This window comes from Cellulosilyticum sp. ST5, from assembly GCF_046529625.1.
Lineage (GTDB): Bacteria > Bacillota > Clostridia > Lachnospirales > Cellulosilyticaceae > Cellulosilyticum > Cellulosilyticum lentocellum.
In genome coordinates, this window is record NZ_CP132338.1 from 4,327,768 (window position 1) to 4,344,350 (window position 16,583).

The following is a 16,583-nucleotide window of genomic DNA, read 5'->3' on the forward strand; positions in this document are numbered from 1 at the left end:
GAATGAATATGAAAAAGAAATTTATTAGTGTATTATTAGGAACAGCAATGTTATCAACAATGCTAGCAGGATGTGGCAATAGCAATAATGCAGGTAATAATGCAGCAACTAGTTCACCTTCAGCTAGCGCAAGCACAGAAGCTTCAGAGGCGCCAGCTACAGAAGAATTAGCAGGTGGAGAAAAAGTTGATCTTTACATTTTACAATATAAAGTAGAGATTCATGATGCATTACAAGCAGCAGTAAATAAATATATGGAGCTTCATCCAAATGTAAACATCACTTTAGAAACTGTTGGTGGTGGAGATGATATCGGTGTTGTTTATAAATCAAAAGCAGCAGCAGGGCAAATGCCAGATATCTTTAATGCTATTGGGCCAGAAGAATGTGGCACATACATGGAATACTTAGAAGATTTATCAGATCAACCTTGGGTATCTCACGCTAACGCAGGTATGTTAGACCTTAATACTATTGATGGTAAAGTATATGGTCTTCCAGTATCAGCAGAAGCATTTGGTCTTATCTATAATAAAGCTATTTTTGAAGCAGCTGGAATCGATGCCAGCACACTTACATCATATGATGCAATCGATTCAGCTTTCGCTACATTACAAGCAAAAATTGATGCTGGTGAATTAAAAGATAAATTCCCAGATCTTAAAAATGTAACAGCAGTTCAAGGTGCTGAAAAATGGGTACTTGGTGACCATGCTGTAAATGTTGCCTTAGCTCCAGAATTTAATGAAGATGTATTTGCTGTAGCAAACGCAAAAGAACTTCAATTTAATTTTAAAGATGCTTACAAAGCATATATGGAATTACAACTTAAATATTCTGCAAACAAAGATGATTACAAAGGTGCTGTAGCAGTTGATTATAGTACAGCTGTAAAAGAATTATTAGGTCTTGGTCAAGTTGCAGTTATCCAACAAGGAAACTGGATCTATGGCGACGTATCTAGTATTGATCAAGAAGTTGCTGATAACTTAGCATTCTTACCAGCTCCAATTAAAGGTTACAAAGAAGATAGTATCATCACATTAGTTGCGAACTACTGGTGTGTAAATTCACAATCAGATGCTAATAAGAAATTAGTTGCTAAAGACTTCTTAAATTGGTTATATCAATCAGATGAAGGTAAACAAATCGTTGTTAATGAATTTGGTTTCTTACCAGTATTCGATAACTATGGTGATTTAGCTCCAGCAGATGGTTTATCAAGATCAATCCTTGATTTTGCAGCTCAAGGTAAAGCTGTAAGTGCTGTATTCAAAGGAACACCAGGTGCATCTTGGTTACAAGACGTATTCGGTGCAAAAGTACAAGGTTTCTTAACAGGAGACTTAACTTGGGATCAAGTATTTGATGAATCAGCAGCTGAATGGGCTAAAATGAGACAATAATAGTCTAAATGGTGATAATGTAGCATTACTAGAGTAACAATTAGTGGGTGTGATAACAAATAAGAATCGCACCCACTAATATTACCTAGTAAATATAAAAGACATAATAATTTAGTCTGAAATGTATAAAGAAATATATAGGTAATACCAAGTAAATATGGCCCCAGGTGATACAGCTTATGTAGTGTCTAAAGAAAATTTAAGTTACATAAAGGGGTTAAGAAGTAAGACAGAAAGAAGAAGCAAATAAGAGAGGGGATGTGCTTATATGAAACGCTCAAAAGTAGGGTTTTGGCTGTTTTTAGCACCATGTTTATTAGCATTTTTAACAGTAGTATTTATACCTATGCTTGGTGGATTTTACTATTCATTCACAGACTGGGATGGTATGGCTTCAAGTGTTAATTTTGTAGGTCTTGATAACTTTGTTAGGCTATTCACTGAAGAAAAACAGTTTTGGATATCCTTTAAATTTACAGCATTATTTACTTTAGCTTCAGTTATCCTAATTAACATTGTAGGTTTTGCATTAGCATTACTTGTTACAAAGAGATTTAAAGGTGCAAACTTATTAAGAAGTATATTCTTTATGCCAAACTTAATCGGAGGATTACTCTTAGGTTTTGCATGGCAGTTTATTTTCACAAAAGTATTTCCAGCTACAGGAATTCCTTTCTTACAAAACTGGCTTACTAATAAAGAAACAGGTTTTATGGCTCTTTTAATCGTAATGGTATGGCAAATGGGTGGATACATGATGATTATCTATGTGGCAGCTCTCCAAGGTATTCCAGATACAGTATTAGAAGCAGCTGAATTAGATGGAGCAAAAGGTCTCACTAAATTAAGAACCATTATTATGCCAATGGTATCACAAGCATTTACAGTAGGTTTATTCCTAATGCTTTCTAACTCATTTAAGTTATTTGACCAAAACTTAGCTCTTACTGGTGGTGGTCCTAACCGTTCAACAGAAATGCTAGCTCTTAATATTTATCAGACAGCATTTAGTGGTAATGAGATGGGATATGCACAAGCTAAAGCTTTAGTGTTCCTAGTTACTATAGCAATTATTTCAATTATTCAACTTACAATTTCAAAGAGAGCAGAAATAGAAGCCTAATAGTAGGTAGTGGAGGGAGGTAATTTTTATGGAAGAAAGAGAAAATGTGGTATCAAGAACAATCAAGATTGTTATAGGCTGTATTTTAGCTGTATTATACCTTGTACCAATTATAATGCTATTATCCGCAGCATTTAAAACACAAAAAAATATTTTCAAAGATATATTTGGTTTTCCAGATCCTATCGTATGGACTAATTTTGGCGAAGCCATGGCACGTATGGATTACTTAAGAGCATTATTTAACTCTGTATTTTTCACCGTTATATCAACAATTTTAATCATTTTCTTTGCCTCTATGGCAGCATGGGTACTTGTACGTTATAAAACAAAGATGTCAAACTTCATCTTTACATTATTTGCAATCTCCATGCTTATTCCTTTCCAATGCGTTATGTTACCAATGATGAGCATTATGGGAAAATTGAATATGTTAAATCCAGTAGGTTTAATATTTGCTTATGTTGGGTTTGGATCTGCATTATCTATTATGCTTTTCCATGGATTTATAAAAGGAATACCAGTAGAGTTAGAAGAATCAGCGATGCTAGATGGATGTAGTATGTTTGGTGTTTATAGACAAATTGTGCTTCCATTATTAGGACCTATCGTAACAACAGTAGGTATCTTAAATATCATGTGGATTTGGAATGACTACTTATTACCAAGTCTTGTAATTGGTTCGAACATAGAGTGGCGTACTTTACCACTTAAGACTTTCTACTTCTTTGGTCAATTCTCAAGTCGTTGGGATTATGCATCAGCAGCACTTATCTTATCTATGTTACCAATCGTAATCTTCTACGTATTTGCACAAAAGAAAATTATTAAAGGTGTTGTAGATGGCGCAGTAAAATAAGAGCTAGTAGGGACGGTTCTTAAAGTAGTAGGGACGGTTCTTATGCTTAAAACTCAAAAATAAATAGTTTCAAAATAAAATTTTCGAAAAATACGATTAAGTAATTGTGTTTTTCGAAAATTTAATATATAATAACTGAAAACGGTACCAATAGCATAAATCAAGGATTTAGCAAGAGGTATAAACTAGAAGTTAAACATATAAGCATCAAGATTAATCATACATTAAATTGGGAGCGTGATTAGCAGTGAGCAGAAAAAGCGGTATTATAATGCATATATCTTCCCTTTCAGAAAAATATGGTATTGGTAGCTTTGGTAAAAAGGCATATGAATTTGCTGACTTCTTAAAAGAAGCAGGACAAAGTTATTGGCAGATACTACCATTAGGACCTACAAGCTATGGAGATTCTCCTTACCAATCATTTTCAGCTTTTGCAGGAAATCCTTACTTTGTAGACTTAGAGACCTTAGAAAAAGAAGGGTTATTAAAACCGGAAGATTATGTAGATGTTGATTTTGGAAGTGACGAATATGTAGATTATGAAAAATTATTTACAGAAAGAAATAAGGTATTACATATAGCTTATAAAAATTCAAAAGGTAAGCTAACAAAACAAATCGAAGCGTTCAAGAAGGAAAATGCATCTTGGCTTAAAGACTATGCAATGTATATGGCCATTAAATTTAAAATGGAACTTCGTAGTTGGCAAGAATGGGATGAGGATATTAAACTCAGAAAGCCAGAAGTTATGAAGGCATATGAAAAAGAGCTTAAAGATGAAATTGAATATTGGATTTTTGTTCAATATGAATTTTATAAACAATGGGAAGCTCTTAAAAGCTATGTAAATAGTTTAGGTATTAAAATTATTGGGGATATTCCTATCTATGTTTCAGCAGATAGCTCAGATGCTTGGGCCAATGATAAACTTTTCAAATTAGATGAGAATAAAAATCCAATTTTTGTTGCAGGTTGTCCACCAGATGCTTTCTCTGATGATGGGCAATTATGGGGAAATCCAATTTATGATTGGGACTACCTTGAAGAAACAGGTTATGAGTGGTGGATTGAAAGACTTAAAGCTAGTTTAAAACTTTATGATGTAATCCGTATTGATCACTTCAGAGGTTTTGAGTCTTACTGGCAAATTCCATTTGGTCATAAAACAGCTAAAAAGGGTAAATGGGTTAAAGGACCTGGCATCAAGCTCTTTAAAGCAGTTAAAGAAAAATTAGGAGACATCGATGTTATAGCAGAAGATCTAGGTTATATGACAGATAAAGTGATTAACTTTAGAGACAAAACAGGTTATCCAGGTATGAAAGTGCTTCAATTTGCTTTTGATACCAGAGAAGAAAGTGATTATTTACCACATAACTATACTAGAAACTGTGTTGTATATACAGGAACTCATGATAATGACACAGTTATGGGATGGATTGATACAACTGGTAACCCTGAAGATGTTAAGAATGCAAAACATTACTTGAAGTTAGATATTTGTGAAGGCTATCATTGGGGCTTCATTAGAGGTGCTTGGAGTAGTGTAGCAGATACAGCAATAGCTCAAATGCAAGATTTCCTTGGGTTAGGTAATGAGGCACGTATGAATTTACCTTCAACATTAGGTGGAAACTGGCAGTGGCGTATAAAAGACGGCGCACTTACAAAAGAACTTGCAAAGAGAATTTATGACTTAACCAAAATGTATGGAAGATTAGAGGAGGATTTAAATGAATAAGGAAGCACTTAAAAATAGCATAAACAAATATTGTAAAGTTAAATATGGAAAATCTTTGGCAGAAGCAAAAGATTATGAAATTTTTAATGCGCTATCTTTAGCGTTACTTGAAGAAGTAGTTGATGACTGGAGTGAAACAAAAGCATTATACAACCAAGGGAAAAAAGCATACTACTTATCAGCTGAATATTTAATGGGTCGTGCACTTGGTAACAACTTAATCAGCATGGGTGTATATGATGAAGTTAAGGAAGTACTTAACGAACTTAACATTGATCTTAATGCTATTGAAGAAATTGAAGAAGATGCTGGACTTGGTAATGGTGGTCTTGGTAGACTTGCTGCTTGTTTTATGGATTCAGGAGCAACAACAAACATCCCACTTCAAGGATACGGAATCCGTTACTCTAACGGTTTATTCAATCAAAAAATGGTTGATGGAGCTCAAATGGAAGAGGTTGATACATGGCTTAAATATGGTGATCCATGGAGTATCCGTAAAGATGACGAAGCTGTTATTGTAGAATTTAGTGATTACAGTGTAAAAGCTGTACCTTATGATATGCCAATTATTGCTTATGGTTCTAAAAATGTAAACACACTTAGATTATGGCAATCAGAGTCTCTTGAAAGCTTTGACTTTGACCTATTTAACAAACAAGAATATACAGAAGCTTTAAAATGCAAAAATGATGCAGAAAACATTTCAAGAGTACTTTATCCAAATGACTCAAAAGAAGCTGGTAAACTTTTAAGACTACGTCAACAATACTTCATGGTAAGTGCAAGCTTAAAAGATATTATCCGTACACATAAAGCTAAATTTGGTAGAGACTTTAGCAGCTTTGGCAAAGAACATGCAGTTCAGCTTAATGATACTCACCCAGTTCTTGCTATCCCAGAATTAATTAGAATCTTAGTTGACGAAGAAAATGTAAAATTTAAAGATGCTTTAAGTATTGCCAAAACAGTATTTGCTTATACAAATCATACAATCTTAGCTGAAGCTTTAGAAAAATGGGATGTCAAACTTATTGAAAAACTTTTTCCACGTATTCTTGAAATCATCCGTCACATTGACTTTGTTTTCGTACAAGAATTAGAAGATAAAGGTTATGATAAAGAAGCAATCAATGAATTTAAAATCGTAAATTACAACCAAGTAAGAATGGCTAACTTAGCGATCTATGTTGGTTTCGCTGTAAATGGTGTTGCTGCACTTCATACAGATATCTTAAAAGATACAGAATTACACAACTGGTATGAATTATATCCAGAGAAATTCCAAAATAAAACAAATGGTATCACCCCAAGAAGATGGATGAGACTTTGTAACCAAGAATTATCAGCATACATCACTGAGCTCTTAGGAACAGAAAGCTGGGTAAATAATTTATCAGAGCTTAAACAATTAGAAAAATACATCGATGATGAAGCTGTACTTAATAAACTTATGGCTATTAAGAAAACTAAGAAAGAACAGCTTGCAGCTTACATTAAAGAAGTAGAAGGCGTAGAGCTTGATCCAAACTCATTGTTTGATATCCAAATCAAACGTTTACATGAGTACAAACGTCAATTACTTAACGCATTTTATATCTTAGATTTATATAATAGACTTAAAGCTAATCCATCAATGGATATTCCAAATGTTACATTTATCTTCGGTGCAAAAGCATTCCCAGGTTATGTAAGAGCAAAAGCTATCGTTAAATTTATTGGAGAAATTGCTAAGAAAGTTAACAATGATCCAGTAATCGGTGGCAAAATGAAAGTTATCTTTGTAGAAAACTACCGTGTATCTTATGGTGAGAAACTCTTCCCAGCTGCAGATATTTCAAAACAAATTTCAACAGCAGGTAAAGAAGCATCAGGTACAGGTAACATGAAATTCATGATGAATGGTGCTTTAACATTTGGAACATACGATGGAGCAAACGTAGAAATCGTTCAAGAAGCAAAAGAAGAAAATAACTTCATCTTTGGTCTTCGTGTAGAAGATATCGAACAAATTGGTGGTAAATACAATTCAAAAGAATACTACGAAGCAGACCTGTCCCTTAAAACAGTAGTAGATGCATTAGTAGATGGTACATTCTGCGATGGTGGTACAGGTGAATTCCAAGATTTATATAATTCATTAGTAAACGAAGGAGATACTTACTTCTTATTAGCTGACTTTGTAGCATTTAAAGAAGCTGAAGATAAAGTATTTGCAGCATATAAAGATCAAAAACATTGGGCACAAATGAGCTTAATGAACATTGCAAACTCAGGTATCTTCTCAAGTGATAGAACCATTATGCAATATGCTAACGAGATTTGGGGTATTACACCAAAAACAGTTAAGTAATAATTTCCAAAAGTAACAAAAGAGGAACTAAGTTAAAGAACCGTCCCTATGTAAAATATGGGGACGGTTCTTTAACTTAGTTAGAAAGAGAAATAGTTAACAATCTGAAAAAAGTATGCTAGAATAACTTAACAGTATATGTACCAATAGGCAAAAGGGTATTAATTAAACAGGAAGAGTAAAATTCCAGAAAGGAAAGAGGATACATCAGATGGGGATGACAATAGTTGATATTGCTAGGATAGCAGGGGTAGGGGTAAGTACGGTTTCTAGAGTAATAAACAATCATCCAGACGTAAAATATGAGACCAGAGAAAGAATACTAGATATAATACGTGAGAATAATTATATTCCAAATAACAGTGCTCGGGTACTAAAGCAGACAAACACAAATAATATAGGAATACTCATTCGAGGGGTTTTCAATCCTTTTTTTGCTGCGCTATTAAAAAATATCAGTATGAGTATAGAAAAAGCAGGATATTCAATTATTGTACATTATCATAATAATGTGGATGATGTCTCTACATTGGTTGGTTTTGCAAAAGAAAAGAGACTTCAAGGGGTTATTTGTTTAGGAGGAAACTTTATAGGGGTAAATGAAGAAAGTTTTCAGGGGTTAGACATAGCAATTGTTATGATAAGTGTAGATTTTAAGCAGCCGAAGACCTGGAAGAACTTTTCTACGGTAAGTATTAGTAATGAGAAAGCAGGTTATAAAGCCACTTCTTATTTAATTGAGAAAGGGCATAAAGAAGTAGCTATTATTTTAGGTAATAAACAGGACTATAGTATTGGAAAACTAAGATATGAAGGCTATAAAAATGCTTGTAAGGATTATAAGATTAAACATAACTTAAATTATGTTATTTATGGTAACTATGATACGGCTTTGTCCTATGAAAGAACAAAAAAGTTTTTAGCAGTTAATCCTCAAATAACAGCTATTTTTGCAACTGCAGATACAATGGCTATAGGAGCAGCAAAGGCTATAGTAGATTTAGGATATAAAGTAGGAGATGATATATCCGTAATGGGATTTGATGGTATTGATATTGCAAGCTACTATAATCCTAGTATCACAACTATTGAACAGCCACAAGATGAACTATCAGCAGTGAGTGTAAAGTTATTAATTGGACTTTTAGAAAATAAGGTAGAAAACCAACATATTGTTCTAGAAACAAAATTAGTAGAGGGCGATAGTGTTAAAGAAAAGAAAAATTAGAAATTAAAAGAGAGGGACGGTTCTTAAAATGCATAAGCATTTTAAGAACCGTCCCTCTCTTTTTGCATAAAAATTACTTAATTACAGATAATGGTTATGTATATAGAATTGATTTTGATAAAAAGGGGTGTAGGGTATGACACAGCTGAGTGGCTTATTTTCTGTTTATATAGATAGTATTATGCTAGTTATTGGATTATATATGGCGTTTGTTCAGAGTAATAACTTAATACGAGTAGATCACATGGATAGAGAGGGAAGGTTCTCAAAAGTGGTGGGTTGGATCTACATCATTGTAGGGATACTGGGATTCATAATCACCAGTATTTAACTAGATTAAGGAGGTGTAGCATGATTGAAGAAAAAAAAGAGGTTAAAGCAAGTAACGAGGATAAATTTCATGACCGGGATAATAAAATATCCTTAGAGATATTCACAGATTTAGATGAAAATATAAAGTGTATTGAATACTTATTTCATGACTGTATGGATGTTGTTAAAAGAGAAGTAAATATTTGCAAAGATGCCAAATTTAGAATATATGGTGTTTATGTAGATGGTCTTGTAAATCGTGATATTCTAGAAAACTATTTGCTTAGTAAGGTGTTTGAGTACAAAAATCTAAATGGAGAGGTATTTGATGCAAAAATTACACCTACGAAGTTGGTAATGCAACACTTTTCAGCAACATTTGATGTAAAAGAAGTTGAAGGCATGGATGCTATGGCAAATGCAGTACTATCAGGAGATAGTGCTATTTTTGTAGAAGGTTCAAAAACAGGACTTGTAATTGCTACTAGAGGATGGCCCGCTAGAGGTGTAAGTGAACCTGCTACGGAAAGCGTAGTAAGAGGTCCAAGAGATGGGTTCACAGAAACCATACGATTTAATACAGTTTTAGTTAGAAGACGTATTCGTGATACTAAACTAAAAATAAAAATGGTCAGTGTAGGCACTAGGAGTCGAACTGATGTAGCTATTGTTTATGTAGATGACATTGTTAGGCCTGAACTAGTTGAAACAGTGGAAAAAAGAATTGATAAATATGTTATAGACGCCATTTTCGATAGTGGCTATATAGAACAACTTATTGAAGATAGTTGGAAAAGTCCATTTCCACAGACGCAAGCGACAGAAAGACCAGATAAGTTTGCAGCGAGTTTGTTGGAGGGAAAGGTAGGAATTTTAGTAGATAATTCTCCTTTTGGAATTATAGTACCAGCTACACTTAATGCATACTATCAAGCCTCCGAAGATTATTATCAACGCTGGCAAATCATGACTTTTACTAGAATATTAAGATATATAGTTTCTTTTCTTTCTTTTGCACTTCCGGGACTTTATATTGCTACACTTAATTTTCAACCCCAAATGTTACCAACATCTTTTGCGATATCCATCGCTGCATCTAGGGAAGGTATAACCTTTTCTACAGTTATGGAGATTATAGTCATGGAGCTTATTTTTGAATTGTTTCGGGAAGCTGGTATACGAGCGCCTGGGGCAATAGGACATGTTATTGGTTTGGTGGGTGGTATTGTTATAGGGCAAGCTGCTGTTGATGCCAACATTATTAGTCCAATGATTATTATCATCATTGCATTTACTGCTATATGTACTTTTGCAATACCTGATTATAGTTTAACTTCAGCATTTAGGTTGATTAGGTATTTATTTATTGCCTTCTCTGCAGTATTTGGTTTATATGGATTTTTAATTGCTGCATTATTAGTATTAACACATCTCTCATCTTTAGAGAGCTTTGGAATTCCGTATTTAGCGCCATATAATATATCTGATCAAAATGATTCTAGAGATTTAAAGGATACAATTTTAAGATTTCCTACATTTATGCAGACTACAAGGCCTATTTTTGCAAGACATACACAACGAACAAGGTTAAGAGTAAAATCGGGAATTAATGCGCAAGATGTGGCACCAGGACCTAATAGTGGAGTAACTAATGGTCAAGTTAAGGATAAAAATAATAAGAATGGTGGAGGTGAGTAAATGTTTACCCATAATGGAAAGATATCGGTTAGACAGGTTACTATGCTACTTGTCTTGCAGATGTTTAATATGACTATTCTTATATTACCGAAGATGGCAGCTGATTTTGTAGGAAGAAATGGATATATATTGCCTATAGTAGCCTTAATCTTTGGTGTGATTTATGTGTGGTGTATTACAGGATTGACTAAAAATTTCCCAGGTGATACTTTGGTAGAATTTACGCCTAAGGTTGTGCCTAGATTTGTAGCATATATTATCGTCATTGCATTTGCTATAAAACTTATTGTAACAACAGGATTAGAATTACGTATGTTCGGAGAAATGATTACTCAAGTGATGTTACCTAAAACACCTTTAGTAGTGATTATGTTGGTTATGCTTTTATCAACAGCTTACCTTGTGAAATCAGGAATGGAAGCAACAGCCAGAATGGGAGAAGTTTTAGTTTATTTTGTATTTATTCCTTTAGGAATCGTTTTTTTTAAAATTCTTATAAGTGCAGATTATAAGCAAGTTATGCCTTTTTTTCAGACTAACCTCACGCAGGTGGGTTGGGGAAGCTACTATATTAGCTTAAGTTTTATGCCTATTGAATTTATGTTGATGATGACTGGATTAATGGAAAAACCAAAGAAGGCAAGCCGAGCAGCATTTAGGGCTATTCTTATTATTGCAATATTAGAGGTGCTTATTATTCTGCTAACCATATGTAGTATTGGAATTGGTGAAGTTGATAGGCAGATATGGCCAGTATTAACGCTTATGCAAAGTATTGAAAATGCCGGAAGAATCATAGAAAATCAAGAGATTTTTATGATGACAGGCTGGATACTCAGCATATTTATGTATATTAGTTCAGGTCTTTATTTTACTTCACTTATAGGAAGCAGAAGCTTCAGATTTAAAAGAGAAAATGTATTTGTATTACCTCTTGTGCCAATAGTTTATTTCATAGCAGTATGGCCTACAAGTTTAGTTCAAACATACGATTACTATATTAAGTTCCAGCGCTGTTTTGGAGCATGGTTTTTAATATCTGTCCCTCTTTTATTATGGTTAATTGCTAAAGTGAGGAGAGTTGGTTATGATCATTAATAAATTAAAATATATCATAATTATCTTTTTACCTTTTATTTTAACAGGGTGCTGGGATAGTGTAGAGATTAATGAGAGACATGTGGTTTTAGAGGTTGCAATAGATAAAAATGACGCTTTAAAACAAAGTAGTACAGAAGCACAAGATAAACGATATGAAGTCACCTATACAATACCAGATATAGCAAAGTTATCAGGCCAAGATAGTTTATCAGAAGATGTAAAAACAGCGATAATAACAAAAAGCTCAACGATAGCCACAAGTGTTGATGAAGTAGAACGTAAAACACAAAATACAGTTACCTTCAGCCATACTAAAGCTTTAGTATTGGGAGAGGAATTGCTAAAAGATAAGGAACTGTTTAAAGCAACTATTGATGGGCTTATTAGAAATATGCAGATAGGGAGAGGAACAAGCATTTTAGCTGTGAAGGGAAAGGCTGGAAAGTTAACACAAGCTAAAAATCCTCAGAATCCTATCATAGGACTTTATGTTATGAAATTCTTTAATAATTCAGAACGGCCAACTAGCTATGCAAAGCAACAAACGTTAGGCAATCTGATAAAAGAGTTGCAAAATACAGGCGTAACCACCATTCCTGTAATAAGTGATCAAGAAGGGACGGTTCTTATTCAAGGTGCTGCAGTAATTAAAGATTATGAGTTAGCAGACTGGATAAACAAGGAGCAAGTAAGAGGAGAATTGTTCGTTGAGGGAAAGATTAAAGAAGTGCCTATTGTTGTGAAATATAAAGGGGAGAACTTGACCTACAATATAGAGGAAGAAGAATCTAAAATTTCCTTTAATGCAAATAATGGTGAATGGTGTGCAGAGATAGAAATAAAAGTAAAAGGAAATATAACAGAGTTTGTATCATCAGAGCAGAACGAATTGTTTAATGAATCAAGCATAAGAGAAATAGGCAGTTTAATTAAAGCAGAAATTAATAGGCAAACACAAGAGAGTATTGTCTATTCAAAAGAAATAAACGTGGATTTTCTAAATATAGGATTAGAAATGTATCGTAAGCATCCTAAAGTATGGGAGTCTTATAAAAATCAATGGCTGATAACAGGATATAAAAATATACCAATTAAAGTAGTAACAATAGTCACTATTCATAATACGGGAATGCTTGAATAAAAGTTGAGTAGGGACAGGTCTAAAAGATTAAAAATTATTTTCTTAGTCAATACTTCTTCTAAACAATAGAATGGAAGGAGTATTATACATGCCTAGAAAAGCTAGAGAAAAAGCTGAGTGTAGTATCTATCATATTAGTGTTCGTGGGAATAATAAGCAAAGTATTTTTCTAGATGATGATGATCGAATAGAATATCTAGCAAGATTAAGAAGATATAAAGAAAGCTATAAGGTATGTATATATGCTTATTGTTTGATGACAAACCATGTTCATTTGCTAATATTTGATAATGGTCAAGATATATCTAGATTTATGCAAGGTTTGAATCTAAGTTATGCCATTTATTTTAATAAGAAATATAAATGTTCAGGACACTTATTTCAAGATAGATACACTAGTAGTATAGTTAAGAATGAAGCATACTTTGTAAATGTATCTAAATATATACATCTAAATCCAGTAAAAGCACAACTTGTACAAAAGCCAGAGGAATATGAGTGGAGTAGTTATTCTGTATATATAGCAGATAAGAAAGATGATATTGTTGATGTTGAGTTGCTACTGAGCTATTTTGCACCTCAATATACACAGAGTAAAATTTTATATAAACATTATGTAGAAGAAAAAGAATTGGTAGATGAAGAAGTAGCAAGTACAGAAGAAGATAAAATAAATGATATTTGTTTAAAGGGAATGATTAAGTTAGAGCATGAGGAACTCATGAATAGATTATCTGGTCATTGGAAAACAAGTGTTGGAGAAATAATGTTCAATAGGATTCAAGGATTTAGGAAGGAAATGTTAATTTATTTCATAGCATTGATTGAAAGACTTTCTTACAAAAAGATTGGACAATTGTTAAATATGAGCGATGTATATATATCCATGAGTATTAAGAAAATAGTAGAAGCAATGATTAATGACAAAATGATAATGAACGAAAGGGATGCTATAATAGCATCTCTACAAAAATAAATTAATATAAAATAATAAACATTTGTATAATAAATAATAAGCTGGCAATAATTTAGTTACACAAAACTTATAAAATAAATTATTGGCGGTGAATATAATGAAAAAAGTAAGTAGAACGAATACGATAAAACAAAAATACAGAGAATTTATTAAAGAAGATGAAAGAATGATTCGAATTAGTTTTATTATGCTTATGAGTCTGATACTGGTAACTATATGCTTGACGGTGGCTGTGAGCTATTCTAGTACTACCACGAGTTCTTTAGCTGATAAAGTTATTAGGTTTCATGTCGTAGCTAATAGTGATTCGACGCAAGATCAACTTTTAAAACAACAAGTAAAGGACGAGGTTATAGCTTATATGGAACCTTTGCTTAAGGAGTCAACAAATATAGAAGATAGCAGGTATATTATAAAAGAATCCATTCCACTTATCAAAGAAGTGGCGGAGGAAGTGGTTGCTAACTGGGGAAAAAATTATTCGATATATGTTGCACTTGACCAAGCTAACTTTCCAACAAAGTCTTATGGTGATGTAGTGCTACCGGCAGGAAAATATGAAGCATGTAGAGTAGTTATTGGTGAAGGAAAGGGAGAAAATTGGTGGTGTGTTATGTTCCCACCTTTATGTTATCTAGATGCTTCAACAGGAGTAGTGCCGTTAGAAGGGAAAGAACAATTAGAACAGCAGTTAAATACAGAACAATACAAATTAATTACTAGTAAAAGCAGACCTTATCAAATACGTTTTAAGCTAATAGATGAAATAAACTCCTTCTTTAATCCATCTGATTATAAGGAGATTAAATAGGACACATGTAAAGGTTGTTGCTGTTACACATAATTAGGCAATAACCTTTTTATTTGCAGTTAAAAATAAGACCTGTCCCTAACATATACTAAGACCTGTCCCTAAAACAATTATTGAATATTGAAGGATTAAGTAATAAAATATAGTAAGCAATGAAGTTATTAAGGAATATGATATGGTTAGAGGATATAACTAGGAGGATAATAATGAAGAAAAGTGTTTTACTACTATTTGGAGGTTGTTCATCTGAACATGAGGTATCTCTGAAGTCAGCAACTACTATCTTAAATAATATTGATAGAAGCATATATGAAGTACATCCAGTAGGTATTACTAAAGAAGGTAAGTGGTTATTATATACAGGAACTAATAATGATTTATCAAATAATGAGTGGCAAAAAAGCGGTATTTCTGCTTTTTTAAGTCCGGATGCAACTCAAAAAGCATTATGGATTTTCAAAGGTGAAGGCCAAGAATCTATCAAGATTAATATAGACATTGTATTTCCTGTATTACATGGTAAGAATGGAGAAGACGGAACTATACAGGGCTTATGTCAGCTTGCACAAATTCCTTTTGTGGGTTGTGGTGTTTTAGCCTCAGCAGTATCTATGGATAAGGCGTTTACAAAAATAGCAGTGGCAACTAAAAATGTTCCTCAAGCACGTTTTGTTTTAGTTAAAGAGCCAGATTTAAAACATATGGAGGAAACTATTAAGAAAATAGAATCAGCCTTTTCTTATCCTTATTTTATCAAGCCAGCTAATGCAGGGTCTTCAGTTGGTATTTCAAAGGCAAATAATAAAGAAGAACTCATTAGTGGACTATATGAAGCAGTTAAACATGACCGTAAAGTATTAATTGAGGAAACTATAATAGGACGTGAAGTAGAAACGGCAGTTATGGGAAATGATGAGATTATAGTCTCAGGTGTTGGAGAAATTTTAGCAGCGGCAGAATTTTATGATTTTGATGCTAAGTATAATAATGCGGAATCCAAAACAGTAGTAGATGCAGATTTGCCAAATGAGATAAAGGAAAAAATTCGAGGTTATGCCAAAGATGTATTTGATGCAGTAGAAGGAAAAGGACTATCCAGAGTAGATTTCTTTGTTAAAGAAAACGGTGAGGTTATTTTTAATGAAATTAATACACTTCCTGGATTTACGTCTATCAGTATGTATCCAATGCTATTTACGGCAACAGGACTTAGTGTAAAAGAAATCATTACAAAATTATTAGAGCTAGCCAGTCTATAATATATGTTCAACTATTGTGATAGTTTATTAGTAGAATATGTATATACTATAAGAAAATAATAAGATGTATAAGTAAGGTTATTTGTGGGCAGGAAAGTCGCAAGTAACCTTATTTATAACTAAGCTTATACTCAATAAAAGGAGGGTGAAATGAAAGAAACACAAATTACAGTATATGACAAACAAGTATATCCAACTCATAGTGATGAAGCTGAAAATAAGTTTTCAGGAAATCTTACTTTTAAGAATGAGAGCATTTATATTACCTATAAAGATCAAGAACAAGGTATAACTACAGTCATAAAAACTAGGGATAACATGGTTTCGATTAAAAGGCTAGGTGCAATGAAAGGAAACTTAGAGTTTGATAGTAATAAGCCACATAAAACACTTTATAGTACTCCCTATGGAGATATGGAGATAGAAATTATTACAAATAAATGTGATATATATTTCCTAACAAAAGGGGTAAAGATATACATCGAATACAAGATTATGATGCAAGGTGAAAAGGTTAGTGATAATATATATTTAATAGTGGCTAACTAATATAAAAATATACTAGTTAGATA

The 16,583-nt window shown here is 33.0% G+C and carries 14 protein-coding genes; all 14 read left to right on the forward strand.

Translation table 11 applies throughout. The annotated features are described in order from the left end of the window. Positions 1 to 8: 8 nt before the first annotated feature. The 14 genes from QTL86_RS20865 to QTL86_RS20930 all read left to right on the forward strand — a co-directional run bounded on the left by QTL86_RS20865 (position 9) and on the right by QTL86_RS20930 (position 16,560). On the forward strand, positions 9 to 1,406 hold the full coding sequence (locus QTL86_RS20865; RefSeq protein ID WP_190283438.1) for an ABC transporter substrate-binding protein: 1,398 nt from the start codon (positions 9 to 11) through the stop codon (positions 1,404 to 1,406). 268 nt (positions 1,407 to 1,674) lie between these two features. Beyond that, a complete protein-coding gene (locus QTL86_RS20870) occupies positions 1,675 to 2,529 on the forward strand; it encodes a carbohydrate ABC transporter permease (protein ID WP_127064686.1) in 855 nt (284 codons plus the stop codon). Between the two features lie 28 nt (positions 2,530 to 2,557). Continuing rightward, positions 2,558 to 3,388 (forward strand): carbohydrate ABC transporter permease, encoded by an 831-nt coding sequence (locus QTL86_RS20875; protein ID WP_013658793.1) that lies wholly within the window; start codon positions 2,558 to 2,560, stop codon positions 3,386 to 3,388. A gap of 247 nt (positions 3,389 to 3,635) precedes the next feature. Continuing rightward, the gene (gene malQ / locus QTL86_RS20880) at positions 3,636 to 5,132 is read left to right on the forward strand and encodes a 4-alpha-glucanotransferase (protein WP_127064684.1); all 1,497 of its coding nucleotides are present in this window, start codon (positions 3,636 to 3,638) and stop codon (positions 5,130 to 5,132) included. Continuing rightward, positions 5,125 to 7,485 carry a glycogen/starch/alpha-glucan phosphorylase gene (locus tag QTL86_RS20885; protein ID WP_127064683.1) on the forward strand — a complete coding sequence of 787 codons (2,361 nt, stop codon included), beginning with the start codon at positions 5,125 to 5,127 and terminating at the stop codon, positions 7,483 to 7,485. Before malQ ends, QTL86_RS20885 begins: the two co-directional genes overlap by 8 nt. A 211-nt stretch (positions 7,486 to 7,696) precedes the next feature. Then, positions 7,697 to 8,713: a LacI family DNA-binding transcriptional regulator gene (locus tag QTL86_RS20890; RefSeq protein WP_330547580.1), complete on the forward strand. Its 1,017-nt coding sequence runs from the start codon at positions 7,697 to 7,699 to the stop codon at positions 8,711 to 8,713. A gap of 136 nt (positions 8,714 to 8,849) precedes the next feature. Beyond that, entirely contained in the window at positions 8,850 to 9,044 is a 195-nt protein-coding gene (locus tag QTL86_RS20895) for a CLC_0170 family protein (RefSeq protein ID WP_013658789.1), read from the forward strand. A gap of 20 nt (positions 9,045 to 9,064) precedes the next feature. Continuing rightward, entirely contained in the window at positions 9,065 to 10,723 is a 1,659-nt protein-coding gene (locus QTL86_RS20900; protein ID WP_127064682.1) for a spore germination protein, read from the forward strand. Beyond that, positions 10,724 to 11,821 (forward strand): GerAB/ArcD/ProY family transporter, encoded by a 1,098-nt coding sequence (locus QTL86_RS20905; protein ID WP_410495956.1) that lies wholly within the window; start codon positions 10,724 to 10,726, stop codon positions 11,819 to 11,821. After that, complete coding sequence (locus tag QTL86_RS20910) at positions 11,811 to 12,965, forward strand: Ger(x)C family spore germination protein (RefSeq protein WP_410495957.1); 1,155 nt, start codon at positions 11,811 to 11,813, stop codon at positions 12,963 to 12,965. Before QTL86_RS20905 ends, QTL86_RS20910 begins: the two co-directional genes overlap by 11 nt. Positions 12,966 to 13,053: 88 nt before the next feature. Beyond that, the gene (locus QTL86_RS20915) at positions 13,054 to 13,941 is read left to right on the forward strand and encodes a transposase (RefSeq protein ID WP_410495958.1); all 888 of its coding nucleotides are present in this window, start codon (positions 13,054 to 13,056) and stop codon (positions 13,939 to 13,941) included. Positions 13,942 to 14,038: 97 nt separating this feature from the next. After that, entirely contained in the window at positions 14,039 to 14,752 is a 714-nt protein-coding gene (spoIIR, locus tag QTL86_RS20920; protein ID WP_410495959.1) for a stage II sporulation protein R, read from the forward strand. Positions 14,753 to 14,958: 206 nt separating this feature from the next. Next, a complete protein-coding gene (locus tag QTL86_RS20925) occupies positions 14,959 to 16,011 on the forward strand; it encodes a D-alanine--D-alanine ligase family protein (protein WP_410495960.1) in 1,053 nt (350 codons plus the stop codon). A 150-nt stretch (positions 16,012 to 16,161) separates the two neighbouring features. Beyond that, positions 16,162 to 16,560, forward strand: coding sequence for a DUF1934 domain-containing protein (locus QTL86_RS20930; protein ID WP_410495961.1), 399 nt, complete (start codon positions 16,162 to 16,164; stop codon positions 16,558 to 16,560). Positions 16,561 to 16,583: the final 23 nt, after the last annotated feature.